This is a genomic window from Acinetobacter ursingii DSM 16037 = CIP 107286, from assembly GCF_000368825.1.
Taxonomy (GTDB): Bacteria; Pseudomonadota; Gammaproteobacteria; order Pseudomonadales; family Moraxellaceae; genus Acinetobacter; species Acinetobacter ursingii.
Genome location: NZ_KB849715.1, coordinates 49349 through 74086, shown reverse-complemented (window position 1 = coordinate 74086; position 24738 = coordinate 49349). Strand labels below are relative to the sequence as shown.

Annotated in this window: 20 protein-coding genes; 11 read left to right on the top strand and 9 right to left on the bottom strand. The window is 39.6% G+C overall.

Annotated elements, in window-relative coordinates; all coding sequences use genetic code 11:
- Positions 1–35: 35 nt before the first annotated feature.
- The 5 genes from eat (at position 36) to F944_RS03410 (ending at position 5902) form a co-directional block, all read left to right on the top strand.
- A complete protein-coding gene (gene eat, locus F944_RS03430; RefSeq protein ID WP_004986951.1) occupies positions 36–1484 on the top strand; it encodes an ethanolamine permease in 1449 nt (482 codons plus the stop codon).
- Positions 1485–1494: 10 nt separating this feature from the next.
- Positions 1495–2880: an ethanolamine ammonia-lyase subunit EutB gene (locus F944_RS03425; RefSeq protein WP_004986949.1), complete on the top strand. Its 1386-nt coding sequence runs from the start codon at positions 1495–1497 to the stop codon at positions 2878–2880.
- Between the two features lie 12 nt (positions 2881–2892).
- Positions 2893–3708: an ethanolamine ammonia-lyase subunit EutC gene (eutC, locus tag F944_RS03420; protein WP_004986947.1), complete on the top strand. Its 816-nt coding sequence runs from the start codon at positions 2893–2895 to the stop codon at positions 3706–3708.
- Between the two features lie 127 nt (positions 3709–3835).
- Positions 3836–5095 carry a putative DNA modification/repair radical SAM protein gene (locus F944_RS03415; protein ID WP_004986945.1) on the top strand — a complete coding sequence of 420 codons (1260 nt, stop codon included), beginning with the start codon at positions 3836–3838 and terminating at the stop codon, positions 5093–5095.
- Positions 5096–5122: 27 nt separating this feature from the next.
- Positions 5123–5902 (top strand): TIGR03915 family putative DNA repair protein, encoded by a 780-nt coding sequence (locus tag F944_RS03410; RefSeq protein WP_004986942.1) that lies wholly within the window; start codon positions 5123–5125, stop codon positions 5900–5902.
- Between the two features lies 1 nt (position 5903).
- On the opposite strand, the gene F944_RS03405 is transcribed toward F944_RS03410, so the two are convergent.
- From F944_RS03405 to F944_RS03395, 3 genes are all read right to left on the bottom strand, one after another.
- A complete protein-coding gene (locus F944_RS03405; protein WP_004986940.1) occupies positions 5904–6494 on the bottom strand; it encodes a 2-hydroxychromene-2-carboxylate isomerase in 591 nt (196 codons plus the stop codon).
- 38 nt (positions 6495–6532) lie between these two features.
- Complete coding sequence (locus F944_RS03400; protein WP_004986934.1) at positions 6533–7234, bottom strand: VIT1/CCC1 transporter family protein; 702 nt, start codon at positions 7232–7234, stop codon at positions 6533–6535.
- A 137-nt stretch (positions 7235–7371) separates the two neighbouring features.
- A complete protein-coding gene (locus F944_RS03395) occupies positions 7372–7962 on the bottom strand; it encodes a DUF1269 domain-containing protein (RefSeq protein ID WP_004986931.1) in 591 nt (196 codons plus the stop codon).
- 482 nt (positions 7963–8444) lie between these two features.
- Between F944_RS03395 and F944_RS03390 the strand changes: the two genes are divergently transcribed.
- Both F944_RS03390 and aspT read left to right on the top strand, forming a co-directional pair.
- Positions 8445–8873, top strand: coding sequence for an organic hydroperoxide resistance protein (locus tag F944_RS03390; RefSeq protein WP_004986929.1), 429 nt, complete (start codon positions 8445–8447; stop codon positions 8871–8873).
- 310 nt (positions 8874–9183) lie between these two features.
- The gene (gene aspT / locus F944_RS03385; protein WP_004986927.1) at positions 9184–10893 is read left to right on the top strand and encodes an aspartate-alanine antiporter; all 1710 of its coding nucleotides are present in this window, start codon (positions 9184–9186) and stop codon (positions 10891–10893) included.
- A gap of 31 nt (positions 10894–10924) precedes the next feature.
- Here aspT and F944_RS16665 read toward each other — a convergent pair.
- From F944_RS16665 to F944_RS16660, 4 genes are all read right to left on the bottom strand, one after another.
- Positions 10925–12057 (bottom strand): IS3 family transposase gene (locus F944_RS16665; protein ID WP_223235881.1). Its coding sequence is split into 2 segments (ribosomal slippage): positions 10925–11805 and positions 11805–12057, totalling 1134 coding nucleotides; the frame shifts between segments, so codons are not numbered across the junction.
- A gap of 178 nt (positions 12058–12235) precedes the next feature.
- Positions 12236–12853: a TetR/AcrR family transcriptional regulator gene (locus tag F944_RS03370; protein ID WP_004986924.1), complete on the bottom strand. Its 618-nt coding sequence runs from the start codon at positions 12851–12853 to the stop codon at positions 12236–12238.
- A 306-nt stretch (positions 12854–13159) separates the two neighbouring features.
- A complete protein-coding gene (locus F944_RS03365; protein ID WP_004986921.1) occupies positions 13160–15115 on the bottom strand; it encodes an alkyl/aryl-sulfatase in 1956 nt (651 codons plus the stop codon).
- 84 nt (positions 15116–15199) lie between these two features.
- A protein-coding gene (locus F944_RS16660; protein ID WP_223235881.1) for an IS3 family transposase occupies positions 15200–16332 on the bottom strand; the annotation gives its coding sequence in 2 pieces (ribosomal slippage) (positions 15200–16080 and positions 16080–16332; 1134 coding nt in all).
- 152 nt (positions 16333–16484) lie between these two features.
- Between F944_RS16660 and F944_RS03350 the strand changes: the two genes are divergently transcribed.
- Positions 16485–18083, top strand: a complete 1599-nt coding sequence (locus tag F944_RS03350) for a bifunctional aspartate transaminase/aspartate 4-decarboxylase (protein ID WP_004986919.1) — start codon at positions 16485–16487, stop codon at positions 18081–18083.
- Positions 18084–18314: 231 nt separating this feature from the next.
- Positions 18315–19460 (top strand): acyl-CoA dehydrogenase family protein, encoded by a 1146-nt coding sequence (locus F944_RS03345; RefSeq protein WP_004986917.1) that lies wholly within the window; start codon positions 18315–18317, stop codon positions 19458–19460.
- A gap of 61 nt (positions 19461–19521) precedes the next feature.
- Here F944_RS03345 and F944_RS03340 read toward each other — a convergent pair whose 3' ends face one another.
- Both F944_RS03340 and F944_RS03335 read right to left on the bottom strand, forming a co-directional pair.
- Complete coding sequence (locus tag F944_RS03340) at positions 19522–20040, bottom strand: DJ-1/PfpI family protein (RefSeq protein ID WP_004986911.1); 519 nt, start codon at positions 20038–20040, stop codon at positions 19522–19524.
- A 138-nt stretch (positions 20041–20178) separates the two neighbouring features.
- Positions 20179–21135 carry an alpha/beta hydrolase gene (locus F944_RS03335; RefSeq protein ID WP_004986909.1) on the bottom strand — a complete coding sequence of 319 codons (957 nt, stop codon included), beginning with the start codon at positions 21133–21135 and terminating at the stop codon, positions 20179–20181.
- 168 nt (positions 21136–21303) lie between these two features.
- Here F944_RS03335 and pheA point away from each other — a divergent pair, with 168 nt between their 5' ends.
- Together pheA and F944_RS03325 are read left to right on the top strand one after the other, a co-directional pair.
- Positions 21304–22413, top strand: a complete 1110-nt coding sequence (gene pheA / locus F944_RS03330; RefSeq protein ID WP_004986906.1) for a prephenate dehydratase — start codon at positions 21304–21306, stop codon at positions 22411–22413.
- 74 nt (positions 22414–22487) lie between these two features.
- Positions 22488–24737 (top strand): bifunctional prephenate dehydrogenase/3-phosphoshikimate 1-carboxyvinyltransferase, encoded by a 2250-nt coding sequence (locus F944_RS03325; protein ID WP_010589032.1) that lies wholly within the window; start codon positions 22488–22490, stop codon positions 24735–24737.
- Position 24738 lies beyond the last annotated feature (1 nt).

Sequence of the window (24738 nt, the reverse complement as noted above, 5' to 3'; positions counted from 1 at the left end):
TTCTTCTCATAAAAATGAAAAATGAGAGAAAGCTCATGTCAGAAACCAAATCCATTGCAAGTGATATTGCTTCGTCTCAAGATGAACATAAAAGCCATCATGAATATTTTGCCCAAAGGCAGCTAAAACAAGGCGCAGTTGGCTGGATACTTCTGGTTGGACTCGGTGTGGCTTATGTCATTTCTGGGGATTTTGCGGGTTGGAATTTTGGTCTCGCGCAAGGTGGCTGGGGAGGTATGTTTATTGCCACTGTGGTCGTCGCCATCATGTATTTATGTATGTGTCTTGCCATGTCGGAAATGTCAACCATGCTACCTACGGCGGGAGGCGGTTATAGTTTTGCCCGCACAGCCTTTGGGCCATTGGGAGGTTATCTGACAGGGACGGCCATTTTGATTGAATATGCGATTGCACCCGCTGCGATTGCTGTATTTATCGGTGCATATTGCCAGTCCTTATTTGGTATTGGCGGATGGATCGTTTATTTAGTTTGTTATCTGATTTTTATGGGGATTCATTTAAAAGGTGCAGGTGAAGCCCTAAAAATCATGTTTGTCATTACCGCCGTTGCTTGTGTTGCATTGTTTGTCTTTATTATTGCGATGATTCCACATTTTAATAGCGCCAATTTATTTAATATTGCGGTCACAGATCATGCGGGAGCAAGTAATTTTTTACCCATGGGCTATATCGGGATCTGGGCGGCGGTGCCATATGCTATCTGGTTCTTTTTGGCCGTTGAAGGAGTGCCTTTAGCAGCAGAAGAGGCCAAAGATCCAGCGAAATCCTTACCACGCGGTTTGATTGGTTCCATGTTGATTTTAGCTGCTTTTGCCTTGCTTATTTTATTTTTAGGGGCGGGTGCAGCAGGTGCGGATCAATTAAAAGCCTCTGGTGCACCATTGGTGGATGCGTTGGTAGCTGTTTATGGCAAAAATACATGGTTGGCCAGTTTTGTAAATTTTGTTGGTTTAGCTGGACTCATTGCAAGTTTCTTTTCAATTATTTATGCCTATTCACGACAAATCTTCGCATTGTCTCGTGCAGGTTATTTACCTAAAAAGTTATCGCTGACCAATAAAAATAAAACTCCACATTGGGCGATTATTATTCCTGGCATTATTGGCTTTTTATTATCGTTATCTGGGGAGGGGGATTTACTTATTTTAATGGCTGTTTTTGGTGCAACGCTCTCTTATGTGTTGATGATGTTGTCTTATATCAAACTCAAAATTTCACGTCCAAATTTGCCTCGTCCTTATAAAGCTCCGGGTGGCATTGTGACTGCTTCGATTGCACTAATTTTATCGGCGATTGCAGTCGTGGCAGGCTTTTTAGTGGATCCTAAAGTCTGGTTGATGGCAGCAGCGATTTATGTGGCGTTTATTTTATATTTTATGTTTTATAGTCGGCATCATTTAGTGACAGGTACGCCTGAAGAGGAATTTGCCAATATTAAATCGGCTGAAGAAGATTTGCGCTAGGGGAATTGTCATGTCATTTGAAATCATCGTTGCCCAACAGCGATATGTGTTTAAGGACTTAAAAACATTATTGGCAAAAGCAACACCTGAACGCTCGGGAGATCAACTGGCTGGTGTGGCGGCAAAGGATGCAACGGAACGTGTCGCAGCACAAATGGCTTTAGCCGATTTACCGCTCAAACATTTTTTGAATGAAACGGTGACAGCCTATGAACAGGATGAAATCACGCGTTTAATTATTGATGAACATGATGCTTTGGCATTTTATCCAATTTCGCATTTTACCGTAGGTGATTTTCGAAATTGGTTACTTTCTGCGGATGCCACCACTGAAAAACTGACTGAATTGGCAACTGGACTCACGCCTGAAATGGTCGCTGCGGTGAGTAAGATCATGCGTAACCAAGATTTGATTTTGGTTGCGAAAAAATGTCAGGTCATTACCCAATTTCGAAATACCATCGGTCTGGAGGGACATTTATCCACTCGTTTACAACCGAATCATCCCACCGATGATCTGCTTGGAATCTCGGCCAGTATTCTGGATGGTTTAATGTATGGTAATGGCGATGCGGTGATTGGGATTAACCCTGCCACCGATAATTTACAGAATTTATCTGAGCTGTTGAAATTACTGGATCATGTGATTCAGCATTATGAAATTCCAACACAGTCTTGTGTTTTAACTCATGTCACTTCGGGGATTGAACTGGCAAATCGAGGTGTGCCGATTGATTTAATGTTTCAGTCCATTGCAGGAACGCAACAGGCCAATGATGCCTTTGGTATTTCTCTGTCTGTTTTACAGGAAGGTTATGAGGCGGCATTAAGTTTAAAACGTGGAACTTTGGGGCAAAATGTCATGTACTTTGAAACAGGTCAGGGCAGTGCTTTATCCAGTAATGCCCATTTTGGGGTCGATCAGCAGACCATTGAAGCCCGTGCTTATGCCGTTGCCCGAAAGTATAAGCCGCTACTGGTCAATACTGTAGTTGGCTTCATTGGGCCTGAATACCTTTACAATGGCAAGCAAATTATCCGAGCAGGTTTGGAAGATCATTTTTGTGGCAAATTATTGGGTGTGCCGATGGGCTGTGATATTTGCTATACCAATCATGCCGATGCTGATCAGGACGATATGGATATTTTACTGACCTTATTAGGTAATGCAGGAATTAATTTTATTATGGGAATTCCTGGTTCAGATGATGTGATGTTGAATTATCAGACCACGTCATTTCATGATGCGCTGTATGTACGTCAATTATTAGGGCTAGAGCCCGCACCTGAGTTTGCGGCATGGCTGGAGCAACAAGGCATTTTCAAACAATCGCAGCATCATATTCACTGGGCAGAACAAATGCCTGAAAAATTTTCACGTTTGCTGATGTCTTAAATGGAGGTTGTCGTGAACTTGATGAAAGATACTCAATACCCACAGTCATTACATGAAGATGTCTGGAGCAAGCTTAAAAATTTTACTGATGCACGAATAGCACTGGGACGTGTAGGTTGTAGTGTGCCAACCAAGCCATTACTTGAGTTCCAACTGGCACATGCGCAAGCCAAAGATGCTGTTTTACAGGCATTAGATATCGAATTATTTAAAAGAAAGTTATCACATTTAAATCATCAATTACTGCTGATTCAGAGTTGTGCTGTAGATAAAGAAACTTATCTTAAACGTCCAGATTTGGGGCGAAGTTTAAGTGAAAATTCACGTCAGGAATTACAACACTATCAAGCCCAAAATCCCAATAAATATGATGTTGTCATCGTCATTGGAGATGGTTTATCTGCAAGAGCCATCGATGAGAATGCGCCCATTTTGATTGAACATCTAATAGCTGAGTTTAAAGCACTGAAATGGTCAGTTGCGCCTTTGATCATCGCACAGGGCAGTCGCGTTGCATTAGGCGATGAAGTCGCCCAGATTTTGAATGCTAAAATGTTAGTGATGCTGATTGGAGAGCGTCCGGGTCTCAGTTCGCCCGATAGTCTAGGGATCTATTATACTTATGATGCCCATTTAGGTTGTCATGATGCGATGCGCAATTGCATTTCAAATGTACGTCCAGCGGGACTTCCCATATTGATTGCAACACAGCGCTTAATTGCTTTAATGAAAAAATCCCTACAACTGGATTTTTCGGGTGTCAATCTAAAAGATGAACACGAAATGACTGTTGAACATCAGCAGCATGAGACACATTTATTATTTTGATATTGAATGATTAAGACTTATCCGTTACATTTTAAGCGACATCTCATGTCGTTTAAAATGAATACAAATCCCCTGATCAGCGTTGATTTTTTATAATAAACGAATGTGAATTATAAGGTGGATGTTCATGTCTGATCGTATCCGCGAAAAACTACAGATTTTAGCCGATGCTGCCAAATATGATGTATCTTGCTCATCCAGTGGCAGCAATCGGAAAAATAAAGATAAGGGATTGGGCAATACCGGCTCAGGCATTTGTCACTCTTATACTGAAGATGGTCGCTGTGTGTCATTGCTTAAAATTTTATTTAGCAATGTCTGTATTTTTGACTGCGCTTATTGTGTTTCACGTCGTTCCAATGACATTCAACGTGCTGCATTTACCGTGCAGGAAGTGGTTGATCTGACCATTAATTTTTATCGCCGTAATTATATTGAGGGCTTATTTTTAAGTTCCGGTATTTTTAAATCCGCCGACCATACCATGGAGCGTATGTTACAGGTAGTGAAGAAGCTGCGTTTAGAAGAAAATTTTAATGGTTATATTCATCTCAAAACTATTCCAGGTGCTTCACCAGAACTGATCACTGAAGCTGGACTCTATGCTGACCGCATGAGTATTAATCTGGAAATGCCGACAGAAGCAGGATTAAAACGTTTTGCACCTGAAAAAACACATGCTGAAGTACAAAAGGATTTAGGCATTGTACGTGATCGCTTAATTCAGTTTAAGGATGAACGAAAACTGATTCGAACTGTCCCTAAATTTGTGCCAGCAGGGCAAACCACACAAATGGTGGTGGGAGCAGCCAGTGAAACTGATTATGATGTGATGATGATGGCGGATCAGCATTATAAGGAATTTAAACTGAAACGCGTTTATTATTCAGGTTACATTCCAATCAATGAACAAGAAAAAGCTTTGCCTGCAATTGGATCAGCACCACCATTGCTACGCGAAAATCGACTCTATCAGTCTGATTGGCTGATGCGTTTTTATGGCTTTGCTGCCGATGAAATTGTCAATCCGCAACATCCCAATCTAGATCTGGATATCGACCCAAAACTGAGTTGGGCGCTGCGTAATCCAGAACAATTTCCTGTTGATCTAAACCGAGCTGATTACAAAATGATTTTGCGCATTCCGGGAATTGGGGTGAAATCAGCCCAAAAAATTGTACAGGCACGTCGTTTTGGGGCTTTGCGAATTGATCAGTTGAAACGTATGGGGGTGGCGTATAGCCGTGCACAGCATTTTATTCGTTGCGTGGATACTCCACAGTTTCAACGTGATTTACAACCGCATCAAGTACGCCAGCAAATTTTACAATCAGGGCAGTCCAAATATACCAAACAGATTTCACCGCAACTCGGTTTTGGTTTTTAATACGATGGTAAATACGATAATTCTAAAATGATCATTTATCAGTTCGATGGCAGTCTGACTGGACTATTAAGCTGTATTTTCAGAGCATTTCAATTTAAGCAATTTGAAGTGCAATTGGCATTAGAGCATCAGGTGCAGGATTCACTGTTTGCTGAAAGTGTTGTAGTTGCAAGTCATGAGCAGCAAGCACAGCGTGTTTGGAAGGGTTTGACTCAGAAACTTTCTTCAGAAGGGATAAAGCGTTTTCATTATACGTTTTTATCTGAACAATTAATTGCCTTTCAGCATTTGTTTAATTTCGCCATTTATGTATTTCAAAATCCATTTTCAATTGAAAAAAATTATGGTCATGCCGATGTGCTTGGCGTATCACAATGGACCAAACAAGTGGGTCGTGAAAAGCACCGTATGGAAGCTTTTGTAAGATTTAAGAAAACACAAGAAGGCTTATTTATCAGTCTGGTACGTCCAGATTTTAATGTGCTGCCGCTGATTGAAAAACATTTTAAAGCACGTTATCAGGATCAAAAATGGCTGATTTATGATGAAAAACGCCATTTCGGTATTTATTATGATTTAGATCAGATTCATCAGGTCGAACTGGATGCCTCGACACTGGATAAAAATATTGAAAATGGCTTTAGTCAGGATTTTAGTTTAGAACTAGATGAAAACGAAGCCTTATACGACCAGCTTTGGAAAGATTATTTTAAAAGCGTCAATATTGAGGCACGCAACAATATCAAATTGCATATTCAATATGTGCCGAGACGTTATTGGCGCTATATGAATGAAAAAATCCTGTAATCTATACGATACGTTTCGACCAGTCTAAAGCATCCTGTAAACGATCATTTCCCCAAAACAGCTCACCATTCACAATAAATGACGGCGCACCAAAAATACGTAATTGTTCTGCGTGTAATCCATTGTACTTTAAAGCTTGTTTTGCAGGCTCTGTTGTAGACATTTCGATAATACTTTGACTGTCCAACTGTAATTTTTTTAAAATACTTTCAATTGTTTCAGTTTGGCTAATATTTTGTCCATATACAAAATTAGCTTGATAAACTTCGCAAATAAAGTCAAAAATCCAGTCAGCCTGCGCATATTGACAGACAATTCGAGCGGCCAATAAACCATTTTGTGGGAAAATCTCAGGGCGATTGAATCCAATTTCAAGCTTTTCACAAATACGTTGCATATCACGCCACATGTATTCGCCCTTCAATGGATAAATATTGAATGGAGAATCATTGAGTCCTTGTTTGTGAAAAATACCACCTAACAAAAATGGGTGAAGGCTAAATGGATATTGATCTTTTAACTGTCGAATTTGCATAGCCGAAAGATAGGAATATGTACTTGCAAAATCAAACCAGAATTGAATGTTCGCCATGAATGTTAGGTCTCAAAAATTTATCTTTAACATACTGGTTACATTGGATTTACATGAAATAAAGAACCAATCCAGCTTGAAAAAGCCATCGCCAGAATGCCCCAAACTGTAATGCGTAAACTACCTTTCCAAAGTGAAGTCCCTGCAAAATAACTGGAAAGCGCACCTAAAATCATCAAGGAAATAATACCTGTAACCAAAACGACCTGAGCCGTATAAGCGCTGGGGCTAAATAAAATAGCCAGCATCGGACATAATGCGCCAAGTGAAAAAGAAAGGGCAGAAGACAAGGCCGCTTGCACTGGACGAGCTGCTGTTTGTTCGATGATGCCAATTTCATCACGCGCATGTGCTTCTAAGGCATCTTTTTGTGTAAGTTGAATCGCCACTTCTTTTGCGAGCTCCGGTGTTAAACCACGATGAATATAAATGGTCGTCAACTCTTCTAATTCTAAATGTGGATGTTGTTCGAGTAAAGTTGCTTCAAATTTAAGGTCGGCGTGTTCAATATCTTTTTGTGACTGCACAGAAACATATTCACCCGCAGCCATTGAAGTAGCGCCTGAAATTAAGCCAGCCAGACAAGCAATCAATAAAGTATGGGTATTTGCACCACTGGCTGCCATTCCCATCACTAAACTTGTGACGGAAATAATGCCATCATTGGCACCCAACACTGAGGCACGCAGCCAACCTGTCCGTTGGATAAAATGAGGTTGATCATGATGGGAATGAGACATAAACCGCCTGAATAAATGCTTTTATATTTTAGTGACAAGAATGCTGAATTGGTAAAAAAAAAGCAAGAAAATCATAAGAGTTGATTTTCCTGCCGTCTAGTGAGATGAATTTTTTATTATAATGATAGGTTTATCAATTATTTTTTAAATTTGGCTTTAAAATCAGCCCATTTTTGTTGACGTTTTTGCTTGTTTTCTTCTTTTCTTTGTTCCTTTAAGACTTTATTGGCTTCTTTATTGGCGTGTTCCCAAGCTTCGATTGAAGCTTCTACTTCAGCTTCTACAACTTCATAATTCCAGCGATAAACCGTCGCTCCAAGATTACGAAGCAGCGTATCAGTTGCATTTTCATCTTGTTCCTCGATATCAATAATTAATCCAGTTGAACCAATAGGAAGATATTTAGAAATTTCAGCTAAAACAGCTTCATCAGTATCAGCATCATCCAGATCTGCCAGAGAACCAATCAATGCACCCGTAGAAAACCCAAGGAGCATCCCTAAAGGACCACCTAAAATACCAATGAGAGTCCCAATAAGACTGCCGCCGACTGTATTGTCGCCAGCGGTGTAGCTATAACCGTCATTAATTGATATTTTACCGTCATCTTGCCGTTCGATGACGGCCAATTGATTAATATTGCCTGTGATTTGATTCTTAACCTGACTATAGGCTTCATAGGCTTTTGAAGATGTATCCCAAGTAACGAGTAGAATATTATGGCTCATGTTATGTTTCCTGTAGTAACGTTCGTTATTAGTAAAATAAATAATTATATTAGGGCTTGTTGTTCATCATAAAGACTTGTTGCTCTCTTAGAGTAAAGTTCTAGTATGAATAATTATGTATATAAATGATGGTGGATTGTATTTATATTTGTGGGGTGTTGTGGTTTTGTATCTTAATCGGTCTGCATTAATTTATAAATGATTAGTTTTACATTCTATTTCACATAGGAGTAAATCCAAAAACAATAAACATCTCTGAGTTGATTATGTGTGTATGTTCACATTTTAAAACTTAAAGTTTATGAAATAATGACTTAAAAAATAAAAAATATTTTAAGTATTCTTTTTTTTGTTTTGATGATGATTACGTATAATTACTTATATTTACATTAGGAATATCTTGATATAACACAAAGTAAAGAAAATAAAGTATTTTAGTTTTAGAGTAGTACTGTCTTTTATAAGTATATTTAGGAACAATTATGTCTCTTGAAAAAGTTGTTTATCGTGCACAAGCCAAAGCAACTGGCGGTCGAGATGGTCAAGTCGTTTCTTCAGACGGTGTTTTAAATGTGAAATTGGGTGTTCCCAAAGAAATGGGAGGCGCGGGCGGTGCCGTTACGAATCCTGAACAATTATTTGCTGGAGGATATTCAGCCTGTTTCTTGGGTGCAATGAAATTTGTTGCGCATAGAGATAAAATTAAGATACCAGCGGATGCTTATATCGAAGGCGAAGTGGGTATTGGGCCGATTCCAACAGGTTTTAGTATCGAAGCTAAGTTAAATATTCATTTAGAAGGTATGGATGAAGCAGAGGCGAAGAAATTGGTCGATGCTGCACATATCGTCTGCCCATATTCGAATGCGACACGCGGTAATATTGATGTAGATCTTAATATTATTGTTTAAACCTTTTGATCTAAAATAATTAATTAAGAAGCATAATTAAAAAAATATATTATTTAGTTGTTCTGATTAATACATAATGATTGATAAGTTGGACTTCTTTCATAATTGTTTAGATCCTCTTTATTTTCTGCTATTTTGGAAGAAATAAAAGAAGCTTATGAAAGAAGTCTATTATTATATAGTAATTTTAATGTTATAAATGAATACAAATTATAGAAATTGAGGCTCTCCTAACCTAGGTCGGGAGTTTCCTAAAATAAAATTAAATAACTCTTGAACTTAATAATAAAGAAAGTGAGAGGTCTAAAGAATGGAATGGCTACAAAGTATATTAAAACATAGCCCTGAAATATTACTGTTTCTATCAATTTCAATTGGTTTCTGGATTGGAAAATTTCAGGTTGGAAAATTTCAATTAGGTGGTGTCGCAGGCTCATTACTTGTAGCGGTGGTGCTGAGTCTAATCGGTGTTTCAGTTGATAATGGTGTCAAATCCATTTTATTTGCATTATTCATTTATGCAGTTGGTTTTGAAAGTGGTCCACAGTTTTTTAAATCTTTAGGGCCAAGTTCAATCAAGGAAATTCTCCTTGCTGCATTTATGGCGATTTGTGGTCTGATCACTGTCTTGGTCATGGCAAAAATCTTCCATCTGGATAAAGGTTTGGCAGCAGGTTTGGCGGCAGGTGGAATGACGCAATCTGCGATTATTGGTACGGCAGGTGACGCATTGTCACGTCTGGATTTACCATTGGAAGAAATTCAGAGATTACAAAGTAATGTCGCGATTGGGTATGCCGTAACCTACGTTTTTGGCTCACTGGGCGCGATTATTGTCTGTGTGAATCTACTACCCAAGTTTATGGGGCGTGAGATTCGTGATGATGCCATCAAAGCGCAATCAGAATTGCTTAAAGGTGCTGTTGAACTTGTACCAGGGCAAGAAATGGCGATGCCTGAGATTGTCAGTCGTATTTATCAGGTTGATCAAGCAAATGGTAAAACGGTTGAAGAAATTGAATCTAAGACTAACAGCGTGACCATTGAAAAATTAAAACGCAATGACCGCTTGGTCGATATTACACCTGAGACGATTTTACAAAAAGATGATGTTGTCTTGGTGGTGGGTCGTCGTAATGGTGTGGTTGAGATTGCAAATAGTATCGGGCATGAGTTGCAATCGTCTGAAGGTATGGAATTAATCATGGAGACTACCGATGTCATCCTGAAGAATTCAAAATATATCAACCGAACACTAGGCGATTTAAAATCAAATACTCCACCGTATTTAAAGCACGGTATTTATATCTTAGGTATTAAACGTAATGGAGAGCCTGTTGAACTTACCGATGATTTTATTTTTCATCGTGGTGATGTAGTCACTGTCTATGGTACTCAAAGTGACCTAGCTCGAGTCGTGAAAGAGGGCGGTCAGGCGATTCCAGAAAGCATTAAAACTGACTGGATTTTCCATGGTGCGGGTTTAGCCATTGGTTTAGCGATCGGTCTTATTGTTGTTCATCTTGGAGATATTCCTTTAACTTTAGGTGCAGGCGGTGGTGCACTGCTTTCAGGTTTAGTCTTCGGCTGGATACGGAGTCGTGATCAAATCCACGGCAATATGCCTTTAGCTGCTTCTCAGCTGTTAAAAGATCTAGGCTTGGCAGGCTTTGTGGCAGCAGTGGGCTTGCAGTCTGGTTTACAGGCAATTCAAACGGTGAAAGAAAGTGGACTTTCTCTATTCCTTATTGGAGTGGTGGTGACACTAGTTCCTCTTATTCTGAGTATGCTATTTGGACGTTATGTCCTTCGGTACGATAACGTTGCCGTCTTTGCAGGTGCGCTCTCAGGTGCGCGTAGCGCAAATCCAGCCTTTGGTGCGGTATTAGATAAAGCTGGAAACTCTATTCCTACGGTTCCGTTTGCAATCACTTATGCGCTTGCAAATGTATTCTTAACTTTACTCGGTCCTTTAATTGTGGGTCTGGTCAGAGGTGGTCCCACATGTTTGAACAACTAAAAGCTTATTTATAAGTGATACTCTGCTCTAGTTAAGCTACCTTATTTTGTTGTGGTAGCTGGTCATAGTAAAACTCATCTGGAGTCATTTTGTCCAGACTCGAATGAGGTCGTTTCAAATTATAAAATTCAAAATATGCGTTTAATTGCTTCTTCGCATCCAAAACATTGCTGTAGGCTTTGAGATACACCTCTTCATATTTAACGCTCCGCCATAATCGTTCAACCATCACATTATCAACCCATCGACCTTTACCATCCATACTGATTTGAATGCCATTTGATTTCAATACATCAATAAATGCATCACTGGTAAACTGACTGCCTTGGTCTGTATTAAATATTTCAGGTCGACCATATTTTTCAATAGCTTCATTTAATGTTTCTATGCAAAATGTAACCTCCATACTAATCGATACTCTATGCGCAAGTACCTTGCGGCTATGCCAATCAATCACAGCACATAAATAAACAAAGCCTTTTGCCATAGGGATATACGTTATATCCGTAGACCACACTTGATTACTGCGCTGAATAGCCAATCCTTTGAGCAGATATGGATATTTGCGGTGAGCTTGATTAGCCTGGCTTAAATTTGGTTTGCAATATAACGCATTAATGCCCATTTTCTTCATTAAAGTACGTGTATGACGTCGTCCTATATGATGTCCTTGACGATTCAACAAATCACGCATCATACGGCTACCTGCAAAAGGGTATTGCATATGTAACTCATCCATACACCGCATTAGCTTCAGATCTGATGCACTCACAGGTTTTGGGCGATAGTAATAACAACCACGGGAGACTTTCAGCAGCTGAGCTTGCTTAGATACTGAAATCTGAAGTGAGTCATCGATTAACTTTTGTGGTTGAAGCGGCCCAGTTTCTTCAACACACCTTCTAAAAAATCAATTTCTAATGCCTGCTCACCGATTTTTGCATGTAGTTTTTTTAGATCGATGGGTGGTTCTGTTGGAGCTTTTGATTGATCGAAAGCTTGCGAGGAAGCTGAAATCAGTTGATTTTTCCAGTCGATAATTTGGTTTTGATGAACATCAAATTCAGCACTCAATTCAGCAAGTGTTTTTTCTGCTTTAATCGCAGCAAGTGCTACCTTAGCTTTAAAATCATTTGAATGATTTCTTCTTGGTCTACGTGCCATAAAATACTCCATATATTGATGTTTATAACATCATTTGGGGAGCAAAATATCACTTATAAGTGTTGTTCAAATTTCCTGATCCACCTCTAAAATGCATCGTTTAGGGTTCTAATTAAAATTGATAATAAAAGAATATCAGACGAGAAGCGATTTATATGATTCAAGGTCATAGTGAAAGTCAGCCATCATGATGGAGCATTTTTAAATATTGCAGCGCAATTTGTTGAGAAAAATCTGTGCTATCTTGTAGTTGATTGGCAATTGCTTCATCTGCAACCCCATGTACACCTGAATAAATCAACAAAGCGGTTAATCTTGGCTGTTCTAAATGCCAAATATCCGCCTGCTGCCCTCCATTTAAGATTTGCAGCAGTTGTTCCAATATCATATTTTTTTCATTATTTTTTCGTTCATGGTGATGTGCACCAAAAACAATATCATGTATAGCATAGCTTTCGAGATAGGTTTGTATATTGGCAGAGATCCAAACCTTAAATTGACTGACCCAATCTTCAGCATCACATGTTGCAACAGCTGTGTCTAAGGCCGCGATAAAAAAATCGATATAACGTTTTTTTAAGGCTTCAACAATATGCTGTTTCGATTCAAAGTAATGATAAAAGGTCCCTTTAGCAACGCCCACACTGGCAATAATTTCACTAATCGTGGTGGCTTCAACGCCTTTTGCTAAAAAAAGCGTTTGTGCAGCATTCATCAGCTCATCAATTCGGACTTCTGCTGGCTTGGTTTGCCTTTTTGTCACCTGAGTAGAAGCGACTTGAGATTGTGATGACATACTTCTCTATTTTCTACACGCAAGAATTTAATTATAGATGAGCCTTATCTAATTCACAATTCAAGCTAATACGAGTTCCCGAATACATCAATGTGGATATAATCCTAGTTCAGTCATACCAAATAATATTTTAGCTGATAAAGAGACTTGTTCTTTTAAATTCTCTAATGAAAATAGACCTACTTAAAATGTCTAAATATTTTTTAATACTGATATAAAAAATGGGAGAACTGAGTCAATAAGTTCTCCCATTTTATTCTGTGCTATTGATCTAAGCCTACACATTTAAGTTTCGTTATTTCCCCCCTAACCATTTGGTCGAGTCACAATTGGGAAAATTGAATCTGGACGTTTAAACATTGTAAAGAATTTTCCAATTTTCAATGGATTGCCTTTGACTTTACTGTCTTTAGAAAGCAGGACTTTTACCCCTTCTATTTGACCTGTAATCATTTTTAGATATAAGGGCTTGGTTACGGTTAATGTTGGGCAATCCGATGCCAAACCATTACTGTCATCATGACGTTTAAACTGCATGACTGAGTTTTCAACCCATAATGAAAAATTCTCTTGGGTATCCGACAAAACCAGATTGATACACTGGTTTTCATTTTTTAAATTTTCCACATCTAAATTTGTCGCCATGGCTTCAAGAAATCTTTCAGTTGGCGTGTGAATCAATAAATCACTCGGATCAGAGGTATTTTGTAGTGGTACATTATTCTGTAACTCTTGAGCGCCCACCAAAAAGAAATTACGCCAAGTCGAAGCCTCAGCAGCATAGCCCAATTGACGATAAGTATTTGCCAATAAGTCTTTCGCTTGTTGGTTTTGAGGGTTATTCAACACAATATGTTTTAAAATCTCGGCAGCCCATCTATAGTCAGCTTGAGCATAGGCATCCTGCGCATTTTTCAATGCATTGTTCTCTCCACCTGCTAACTCAATATATTTTTTTGCAACAGCTTTAGGCGGTAAAGGATCTAAATTGGAAGGATGAGCATCGAACCATCCCATATAGTATTGGTATACCGCTTTTACATTATGCTTTAAGGTTCCATAATAGCCATGCGCATATAGCTTTTGATCAAGTGCCGCTGGAAGCTGAATTTTCTCGGCAATTTCAGCACCATTAAAACCAGAGTTCATATATCTTACCGTCTGATCATGAGTGAATTTATAAACATCTCGCTGGGTTTTAATAAAATCTTGAATATTGTCATTGCCCCAGACCGGCCAATGATGTTGTGCAATCAATACATCGGATGCTTTGGCATGCTGCATTGCTTGGTCTAAATAGCCCACCCATTTTAAGGCATCACGTACTTTAGCACCTCGAAGGGTATAAAGATTATGCATGGTATGCGAAAGAATTTCTGCGCCATTATAAAGTTTCAGTGATGGAATAGAGAATGTTAATTCAGCAGGTGCTTCTGAACCCGGCACGTTATAGAACACAAAATCCAAACCATCAATGCTCATTTTCTGTTCTGCTTGGGTGATCAGTTGTGTAGGCTCAAGGATTCCCATTTTTCCCACAGCAACAGCCTTACCTAAACCAGTATCCACCAATCCTTCGGCATTCTTAGGTAAAAAAGTTCCATACATATAAGTCGCACGACGTATCATGGCTGAACCTGCCATTACATTTTCACTGGTCGCTTCTTCCATAAAACCTTGTGGCGCAATAATTGGAGTTTTTCTTGCGTTAATTTCGTCACTAGAAAGAACCCCTAACGCCCCACCAAAATGATCGATATGGCTATGGGTAAAGATAATGGCTGAAATTTTTTGCTCACCTAAATGCTGCCTAGCAAATTTAAGTGCTGCTTCTGCCGTTTCTTTGGAGGTTAATGTATCCACAATAATCCAGCCAGTATCACCCTGAATAATGGTCATATTTGCCAAATCAAAACCACGAATTTGCCAAACTCGATCTGTCACTTTAAATAGACCAACATTGTTGTTTAGCTTTGCTTGTCGCCATAGCGCAGGATTAACAGTATTTGGTGCTGGATCATTTAAAAAATTAAATGCATCAAAATCCCAGATCACATTGCCTTTCTCACTTTTAATTTGACCGGTTGGCTTAGCAATAAAACCTTTTTGCGCATGATTAAACTCAGTCATATCGTCTAAATTATATTTCGTTTTATACGCATTATTTGATTCAATGACCGCTTTTTCGACTTGCCCATTTGCTGCCAAAACAGAAAATGGCAAAATAAACATCAATGAGACTGTTAAAAATTTAATTTTCATTGTCATTCCTTTTTTCAAAATATAGAGGTGGTCCCACATGTTTGAACAACTAAAAGCTTATTTATAAGTGATACTCTGCTCTAGTTAAGCTACCTTATTTTGTTGTGGTAGCTGGTCATAGTAAAACTCATCTGGAGTCATTTTGTCCAGACTCGAATGAGGTCGTTTCAAATTATAAAATTCAAAATATGCGTTTAATTGCTTCTTCGCATCCAAAACATTGCTGTAGGCTTTGAGATACACCTCTTCATATTTAACGCTCCGCCATAATCGTTCAACCATCACATTATCAACCCATCGACCTTTACCATCCATACTGATTTGAATGCCATTTGATTTCAATACATCAATAAATGCATCACTGGTAAACTGACTGCCTTGGTCTGTATTAAATATTTCAGGTCGACCATATTTTTCAATAGCTTCATTTAATGTTTCTATGCAAAATGTAACCTCCATACTAATCGATACTCTATGCGCAAGTACCTTGCGGCTATGCCAATCAATCACAGCACATAAATAAACAAAGCCTTTTGCCATAGGGATATACGTTATATCCGTAGACCACACTTGATTACTGCGCTGAATAGCCAATCCTTTGAGCAGATATGGATATTTGCGGTGAGCTTGATTAGCCTGGCTTAAATTTGGTTTGCAATATAACGCATTAATGCCCATTTTCTTCATTAAAGTACGTGTATGACGTCGTCCTATATGATGTCCTTGACGATTCAACAAATCACGCATCATACGGCTACCTGCAAAAGGGTATTGCATATGTAACTCATCCATACACCGCATTAGCTTCAGATCTGATGCACTCACAGGTTTTGGGCGATAGTAATAACAACCACGGGAGACTTTCAGCAGCTGAGCTTGCTTAGATACTGAAATCTGAAGTGAGTCATCGATTAACTTTTGTGGTTGAAGCGGCCCAGTTTCTTCAACACACCTTCTAAAAAATCAATTTCTAATGCCTGCTCACCGATTTTTGCATGTAGTTTTTTTAGATCGATGGGTGGTTCTGTTGGAGCTTTTGATTGATCGAAAGCTTGCGAGGAAGCTGAAATCAGTTGATTTTTCCAGTCGATAATTTGGTTTTGATGAACATCAAATTCAGCACTCAATTCAGCAAGTGTTTTTTCTGCTTTAATCGCAGCAAGTGCTACCTTAGCTTTAAAATCATTTGAATGATTTCTTCTTGGTCTACGTGCCATAAAATACTCCATATATTGATGTTTATAACATCATTTGGGGAGCAAAATATCACTTATAAGTGTTGTTCAAATTTCCTGATCCACCTCTGTCTAATGACCAACCCACATCATAATTACACGATTTACTATAATTAATAATGGAGACACTTCTCATGGCCAAAGTAGATTATTCCAAGTATTCAAAACTTAGCCCATTTGAATTAAAAGACGAACTCATTGCTCTGGCGCAGAGTAAAACAGATCGCATCATGCTGAATGCAGGTCGCGGGAATCCCAATTTTTTAGCGACAATTCCACGCCGTGCTTTTTTCCAGTTAGGTCTATTTTCTGCGACAGAATCTGAGTTTTCTTTTTCTTATATGCCAGAAGGCCTAGGTGGATTTCCACGTCCTGTCGGTCTACAACAACGATTTGATCATTTTGTTCTGGAAAATCGTGATAAACCTGGTGTCGTATTTTTAGGAAAAGCAATTTCTTATGTACGTGACCAATTAGGTTTGGATGCAGATGCTTTTCTACTTGAAATGGTAGAAGGTATTTTAGGTTGTAACTATCCTGTTCCTGACCGCATGTTAAGAGTAAGTGAATCTATCGTTAAAGAGTATATCTTGCGGGAAATGGGTGTGCAGGGCATGCCGAAAGAGTCTCTGGACTTGTTCGCTGTTGAAGGTGGTACGGCTGCAATGGCGTATATTTTCAACTCTTTAAAAGAAAATAAGCTCATTGACTATGGTGATAAAATTGCAATTGGTGTTCCTGTTTTTACGCCATATCTTGAAATCCCAGAGTTAAATGATTATCAGCTTGAAGAAGTGTTGATTCATGCAGATCCAAATATGGGATGGCAATATCCAGAATCTGAATTACGCAAACTCGAAGATCCTTCGATTAAAGCCTTTTTTCTCGTTAATCCAAGTAATCCACCTTCTGTAAAAATGAGCGATGAAGGTCTGGAAATTTTGGCGGATATTGTCAAAAAACGTCCTGACTTAATGATCTTAACTGATGATGTGTACGGAACGTTTGCAGATAACTTTAAATCTTTATTTGCGATTTGCCCCGAAAATACCATTTTAGTGTATTCATTCTCCAAATATTTTGGCGCTACTGGCTGGCGTTTGGGAATTATCGCGACTGCGAAAGAAAACATTCTGGATAAAAAAATCGCAGCTTTATCGAAAAAGGACAAAGCTGAACTTGAGAAACGTTATGGTTCATTGACGACTGACCCTGCTAGCATCAAGTTTATTGATCGATTAGTCGCAGACAGTCGTAATGTCGCCCTGAATCATACTGCGGGTCTTTCGACACCTCAGCAAGTTCAAATGGTTCTGTTTTCATTGTTTAATATGATGGATTCACGTCAGGATTATAAAAAAGCGGTTAAATCTGTAGTGCGTGAACGTGATGCAACCTTGTATCGTCAATTGGGTGTTGAAGTGCCACAAGATCCAAATTCGGTTGATTACTATACTTTAATTAACCTTGAAGATACTTCACGACAACTTTATGGAGATGATTTTGCGAATTGGATCATGAAAACCATGAATCCAACAGAATTATTATTCCGTGTTGCCGATGAAACTGGTGTCGTCCTATTACCAGGTTCAGGTTTTGGCGTACAGCATCCATCAGGTCGAGCATCTTTGGCGAATTTGAATGAATATCAATATGCTGCGATTGGTAATTCTTTGCGAAGTTTTGCAGAAGAGTACTACCAAGAGTATCAAAAAACGCTGAAGAAGAAATAACTTCAGAACCCTAAATATGATCCTCGATGCAAGCTAGTGTATCGGGGATTTTTTATGGGAGGATAATAAGCGTTATGATTTATTTAATATTTCACAAATCAAGCGTATTTTTAATCAACATCTGACTGTAAAGTTTTCATCTGTAGCGCAATATAGGATGATTTTTTATGTAAAAATCATGAGAATCTTTAAGTCTCAAGATAGAACAACAATATTGAAAAGGAAGTACACATGCTAGCTTATGATGCTGATCTGGAATTATTTCGCGATAATTTTAAACGTTATATGAATGAGCATATTGCCCCACATTATGAACAATGGGAACGTGAAGGGATTATGCCACGTTCAGTCTGGTCATCACTGGGTGAAAATGGTTTTTTATGTGTCGATGTACCTGAACAATATGGCGGTTATGGCGTACCTACCCATTATTCTTTAATGTTAGTTGAAGAATCTGCCCGTGCTGGCTATGGGGCGTTATCCACTGCAATTTCATGTCATTCCGAGATTGCTGCACCTTATATTTTGCATATTGCAACAGAAGAACAAAAACTACATTGGCTTCCGAAAATGGTCAGTGGTGAAGTGGTCGGCGCAATTGGTATGACAGAACCAGGTGCGGGATCAGACTTACAGGCAATGCGAACCAGTGCCATTTTGCAAGATGATCATTATGTCTTAAATGGTTCTAAAACCTTTATTTCCAATGGTCAACATGCAGACTTGGTAGTACTTGCCGTCAAGACAGATCCACAAGCCCGAGCCAAAGGCGTATCGCTTTTACTGGTAGATACACATCTGGATGGTTTTAAGAAAGGAACCAATCTCGATAAAATTGGGCTACATTCTCAGGATACCTCCGAGCTGTTCTTTGATAATGTGCAAGTGCCTAAAGATCAGCTTTTAGGACAGCCAGGTCAGGGCTTTGCCTACTTAATGCAAGAATTACCACGTGAGCGTACTGCGATTGCAGCCACAGCTTTAGGTGCGATTCGTGGTGCAATTGATGTCACTACAAAATATGTCAAAGAGCGTCAGGCTTTTGGTCAACCAATTGCAAACTTTCAAAATACGCGCTTTGTTTTAGCTCAGGCGAAAATTGATGAGTTAGCCACGGCTGCTTTTTATAATCAGAACCTTGCCTTATATCAAGAGGCAAAATTAGATGTCGAAACAGCGGCAGCACTTAAAAGTTTTAGCACAGATATGCAGATGAAAGTTGCCGATAATTTGCTTCAATTATTCGGCGGTTATGGATATATGACCGAGTATCCAATTTCACGTTTCTTTGTGGATGCGCGTATTCAGCGTATTTATGGTGGAACTAATGAAATCATGAAAGAAATTGTAGCGCGCGGCATCATTGGAAAATCATGAAGGCCATGTAAAAAGATAAAAAAACGGTAGATTATCTACCGTTTTTTATTTGTAAGACGCTTTATAAACGTAGTACTTTTAATGTTTCATCAACAAATTTTGGAAATAAATCAGGACTGCGAGAGGAGATGTATAAATTATTATCATTCACTACGTCTTGATTAAGACACACCGCGCCTGCATCCTCCAGATCATTCAAAATGGTTTGCATCGCGCAAATTCTCCGACCTTTCACTACACCTGCATGCATTAAAAGTTGTGGTGCATAACAGCAAATAAAAATCGGTTTTTGTAGATTGGCAAAACGTCTGACGAAGAATACAAATCGTTCGTCGTTTCTCAGCGCTTCGGGGGATTCCCCGCCTGGAATAAACAACGCATCAAAATGATGAACATCACTATCATCAATGCCTAAATCAATGGTCGTTGAGGTTTTGCGTTGAATGCCGTACACAATATTGCCTTCATGGTGTTCGATATTAATTACGCTATGACCCGCAGCACGATAGGCATGAACGGTTTCGCAATATTCAAGATCTTCGAAATCATGCGTCACTAAAGCTGCAATTGTTTTTGACATCTCTATACTCCCTTTTTCAGGAAGGTTTTTTATAGGAATTATTACAATACGACTTGATTAAAAAAACAACATTGACGCTTTGTAGTGAAAGCGTCATTAATTGTAATTTTGTGATCAAAGTGATTGATTTTAAAATATTTAATTTTCATCAAATAATTTTTCGCAATTCTCAGTACTGTTACATGCAGCAAATAAAATCGCTTTAGGAAGACTGGCATACATATTGGTAATGTGTTGTTCAGCAGGATGGTTAAAATGCCAATAATGAAGTCGATCTGATTTTAATGTTTTAAAATCTTCAAAGAAATTGGAACTGGACGGTTGAGCACCTCTAGGCGGACGTCCACGTCCTTCAGCAGTTCCCACCGTAGTCATCACTAAAATTGGCGTTTTAGGTTCAGTTTTTTTATCTTTGAATTGCTGTAACTCTTTGCCCAACACATTTTGATCGAACCACAAAGAGGGGCTAGCGGCAATATAACGATTAAAGCTTTGCGGGTATTCGAATAAAGTATTCAGCGTAAATAAACCACCAAATGAATGTCCAAATAAAGTTTGTTGTTGGGTATTTATCTGGATTCCTTGCTGAATTCGCGGTTTCAATTCATTTTGAATAAATTTCAGAAAATTATCTGCACCGCCATATTGGTATCGTTCATCTTTTTGCGGATCATTTTTAGGCAAGGGCGTATAGTCAAGCGCACGTTGCTGACCAGAAAACTGGGTTTCACTTGGATAGCCAATTGTTACGATGACAATGGGATCGAGTCCCATTTTATCCGAACCACCACCAAGCGACTGAGCAATGCTGCTGGCACTATTAAATACCGCGTTGCCATCTAGCATATACAAAACGGGATAGCCTGATTTCGGAGCTGGTGTATAGGGAATATACACCTGAATAAAATATTCATTAGGGGTATATTTTGATTGCATGCTGAATTGTTGAGTGGTGCCTTTGCGTTGTAAATCCAGTCGAGGTCCTTCGCTCGATTTTGTTTGGAGAGGGGCATTATTACTGTTTTGCGCACAAGTCAATGAGCTTAGTCCACTCAGTGAAATTGCACAGATGCTGTAGAGGAAAGGTTTTAGCATAATAGGTGATTAAATGAGATTAATTCTTAATAAAATGTATTAAAACATAAATAACAAAGATGTGAAGTGAAAATCAGGATTTTATCCATTTGACTGATCTCGATTGCTATAGCAAACATGGCAAGTCTTGATATACTGTCGCAAACCATTTGCAGAGGCTGCATTACAATGATCCATGATGATCAGAACTCGTCAACTTCTCTCGATTTACAACAAATTCGCGATGATATCGATTCTGTCGACCAACAGATTCAGGAACTCATTAATCGTCGTGCAAGTCTGGCTGAAGCAGTAGCTAAAGCAAAATTTGCAGCCGAGGAAAATCCGTTGTTTTATCGACCAGAACGTGAGGCACAAGTTCTGCGCAGAGTCATGGAGCGTAATAAAGGCCCATTATCTGATACCACGATGGCACGTTTATTTCGTGAAATCATGTCGGCTTGTTTGGCATTGGAAGCGCCGCAAAGCATTGCATTTTTAGGGCCAGAAGGGACATTTACCCAGTCTGCCGTACTTAAGCATTTTGGTAAAGATGCGATCGTGCGCCCATTACCGACCATTGATGAAGTATTTCGTGAAGTTGAAGCTGGAAGTGCGCATTATGGTGTGGTTCCTGTTGAGAACTCCTCTGAAGGGATTGTGAATCACACACTGGACTGCTTCAAAACCTCGCAACTGAATGTGATTGGTGAAGTAGAGCTTCGCATCCACCATCAGTTTTTAGTGTCTGAAAATACTCGTAAAGACAGCATTAAACAGATTTATGCGCATCAGCAAACACTAGCACAGTGTCGTCAATGGCTTGATGCACATTATCCAGGTGTTGAGCGTGTAGCATTAAACTCAAATGCAGAAGCGGCGCGTCGTATTCGCAACGAATGGCATTCGGCTGCGATTGCTTCTGACCTTGCCGCATCACTTTATAATCTTGAAATCTTACATAGCAATATCGAAGACAACCCAGAAAATACCACACGTTTCTTAGTCATCGGTCGTGAAAAAATTCCACAAAGTGGCAATGATAAAACCTCGCTTTTGATTTCTGCACATGATCGTGCAGGTGCTTTACTGGATATTTTAGCGCCGTTTGCAAAACATGGTATCAGTCTGACCAGTATTGAAACACGTCCAGCTTTGCCTGAAAAATGGGCTTATGTGTTCTTTATCGATTTAGAAGGGCATATTGATCAGGAAAATGTCAAAGCAGCGTTGAATGATATCCGACCAACTGTTAAAGAGTTACGTGTACTTGGTTCTTATCCAGCAGCTGTATTGTAGTTCTGTCTTGATTTTTTCATGATACAGAGATGACACTGTCCTTTTAAATATTGCTTATGGATCTAGATATACACATGACGCCAGAACCTTTGTTTCATAAAGTCGCATTTATTGGACTCGGCCTGATTGGTTCGAGTCTGGCACGAGTGATACAGGCTGAACATTTAGCAAAAACAGTGGTAGCTTCGACCCGTTCGCAAAAAACACTGGATGATGCCAAAGCCTTAGGTTTAATTGATGTCGGTTATCAAAATCCGATTGATGCTGTGCAAGATGCAGATTTGGTTATATTGGCCTTGCCTGTTCGTGCAACACAAAAAATTTTGCAACAAATTAAACCCTATTTAAGTGAAGATGCGATTTTAACCGATGTAGGAAGCACCAAGGGCAATGTTGTCGCTGCTGCTCAAGCTGTGTATGGGCAAGATTTGCCCGTAGGTTTTGTGCCAGGTCATCCGATTGCAGGAAGCGAACATACGGGTGTGCATGCAGGAAAAGTTGATTTATTTGCTAATCATAAAGTGATTTTAACGCCACTTCCAAGTAGCGCAGATTGGGCGGTTGAAAAATTAATTGAATTATGGTCTGCGGCCAAAGCCGAAGTGATTTGCATGGATGTGGAAAAGCATGATGAAGTGCTGGCACATACCAGTCATTTACCACACTTAATGGCGTTTAATCTGGTTGAGCAGCTGGCCAATCGTGAAGATAATCTGGACATTTTTCGTTATGCGGCGGGTGGTTTTCGGGATTTCTCACGGATTGCAGCCAGTGATCCTCAAATGTGGCATGACATCTTTTTTGCCAATAAAACTGCGATACTCAAGGCTGTTGATGGTTTTGAACAGCAACTTGCTCAATTACGACAACTGATTGAAAGTGAAGACTCACATGCACTGATGGGGCTGCTTGGGCATGCTCAGGCTGCGCGTCAACATTTTAATCATATGTTAGCTCAGAAACCCTTCATGGAGAAAAATAAGGTGACACAGCAATTTAGTATTCTACCGGGAAAAAAATCATTTCAAGGTAAATTTACCGTTCCGGGTGACAAATCTGTGTCACATCGCTCCATCATGTTTGGTGCGATTGCGGAAGGTACCACCCATGTTACGGGATTTCTGGAAGGCGAAGATGCATTAGCCACTTTGCAGGCTTTCCGAGATATGGGAGTCAGCATCGAAGGACCTAAAAATGGTGAAGTGACCATTCATGGTGTAGGGATGCAGGGCCTGAAAGCTCCTGCGGGCGCGTTATATATGGGGAACTCGGGCACCAGTATGCGATTACTTTCGGGCATGCTTTCTGCACAAAAGTTTGATTCGGTGATGACGGGTGATGCATCACTCTCTAAACGTCCAATGGAACGTATTGCCAAACCGCTTCGTGAAATGGGTGCTCAAATCCAGACCACAGGCGAAAAAGGAACACCACCTGTCAGCATTACGGGCAGCCAGACATTAAAAGGCATTCACTACGATTTGCCGATGGCATCTGCACAAGTCAAATCAGGTATTTTATTGGCAGGTCTATGGGCGGAGGGAGAAACGTCAGTGACTGAACCTGAACCTACCCGTGACCATACCGAGCGTATGCTTCGTGCTTTTGGCTATGAAGTCAAAACTGAAGGAAATAAAATTTCACTCATTGGCGGTGGTAAATTAACGGGGACGGATATCCAAGTCCCATCCGATATTTCCTCTGCCGCATTCTTTATGGTGGGTGCTGCGATTACGGAAGGTTCAGATGTTATCCTTGAAGCAGTTGGGATTAATCCTACCCGTACCGGTGTAATTGAGATTTTAAAACAGATGGGTGCTGACCTGACTGTGGAAAATGAACGTATCGCAGGCGGTGAACCCATTGCAGACATTCATATTAAGGGTACACGTACACTAAAAGGTATTCATATGCCTGAAGACCAAGTGCCACTTGCGATTGATGAGTTTCCAGCCTTATTCATTGCGGCAGCTTGTGCAGAAGGTCAAACGATTTTAACAGGTGCGGCTGAGCTTCGCGTTAAAGAATCTGATCGTATCCAAGTGATGGCAGACGGTTTAAAAATCATGGGCATCGATTGTACTCCTACGGATGACGGCATCATCATTCAAGGCAAAGGAAAATCAGGTGATTGGTCTGCAATTTTCACAGGTGGTGAAATTGAGTCGCATCATGATCATCGTATTGCCATGAGTTTTAGTATGGCAGGTTTACGCACTTCTGAAGAAATTAAAATTGTGGGTACTGAAACGGTCGCGACAAGTTTTCCTACTTTTACCGAGTTGGCAAATCGTGCGGGCTTAACCATTCAGGTCAGCCAATAAT

Excerpts from the sequence above, each read along its gene's own strand:
- F944_RS03365 (WP_004986921.1), bottom strand. The coding sequence starts at position 15,115 with ATGAAAATTAAATTTTTAACAGTCTCATTGATGTTTATTTTGCCATTT.
- F944_RS03425 (WP_004986949.1), top strand. The coding sequence starts at position 1,495 with ATGTCATTTGAAATCATCGTTGCCCAACAGCGATATGTGTTTAAGGAC.
- F944_RS03325 (WP_010589032.1), top strand. The coding sequence starts at position 22,488 with ATGACGCCAGAACCTTTGTTTCATAAAGTCGCATTTATTGGACTCGGC.
- F944_RS03340 (WP_004986911.1), bottom strand. The coding sequence starts at position 20,040 with ATGTCAAAAACAATTGCAGCTTTAGTGACGCATGATTTCGAAGATCTT.
- F944_RS03370 (WP_004986924.1), bottom strand. The coding sequence starts at position 12,853 with ATGTCATCACAATCTCAAGTCGCTTCTACTCAGGTGACAAAAAGGCAA.
- F944_RS03390 (WP_004986929.1), top strand. The coding sequence starts at position 8,445 with ATGTCTCTTGAAAAAGTTGTTTATCGTGCACAAGCCAAAGCAACTGGC.
- F944_RS03410 (WP_004986942.1), top strand. The coding sequence starts at position 5,123 with ATGATCATTTATCAGTTCGATGGCAGTCTGACTGGACTATTAAGCTGT.
- pheA (WP_004986906.1), top strand. The coding sequence starts at position 21,304 with ATGATCCATGATGATCAGAACTCGTCAACTTCTCTCGATTTACAACAA.
- F944_RS03345 (WP_004986917.1), top strand. The coding sequence starts at position 18,315 with ATGCTAGCTTATGATGCTGATCTGGAATTATTTCGCGATAATTTTAAA.
- F944_RS03400 (WP_004986934.1), bottom strand. The coding sequence starts at position 7,234 with ATGTCTCATTCCCATCATGATCAACCTCATTTTATCCAACGGACAGGT.
- eat (WP_004986951.1), top strand. The coding sequence starts at position 36 with ATGTCAGAAACCAAATCCATTGCAAGTGATATTGCTTCGTCTCAAGAT.
- F944_RS03415 (WP_004986945.1), top strand. The coding sequence starts at position 3,836 with ATGTCTGATCGTATCCGCGAAAAACTACAGATTTTAGCCGATGCTGCC.
- aspT (WP_004986927.1), top strand. The coding sequence starts at position 9,184 with ATGGAATGGCTACAAAGTATATTAAAACATAGCCCTGAAATATTACTG.
- F944_RS03395 (WP_004986931.1), bottom strand. The coding sequence starts at position 7,962 with ATGAGCCATAATATTCTACTCGTTACTTGGGATACATCTTCAAAAGCC.
- F944_RS03350 (WP_004986919.1), top strand. The coding sequence starts at position 16,485 with ATGGCCAAAGTAGATTATTCCAAGTATTCAAAACTTAGCCCATTTGAA.
- F944_RS03405 (WP_004986940.1), bottom strand. The coding sequence starts at position 6,494 with ATGGCGAACATTCAATTCTGGTTTGATTTTGCAAGTACATATTCCTAT.
- F944_RS03335 (WP_004986909.1), bottom strand. The coding sequence starts at position 21,135 with ATGCTAAAACCTTTCCTCTACAGCATCTGTGCAATTTCACTGAGTGGA.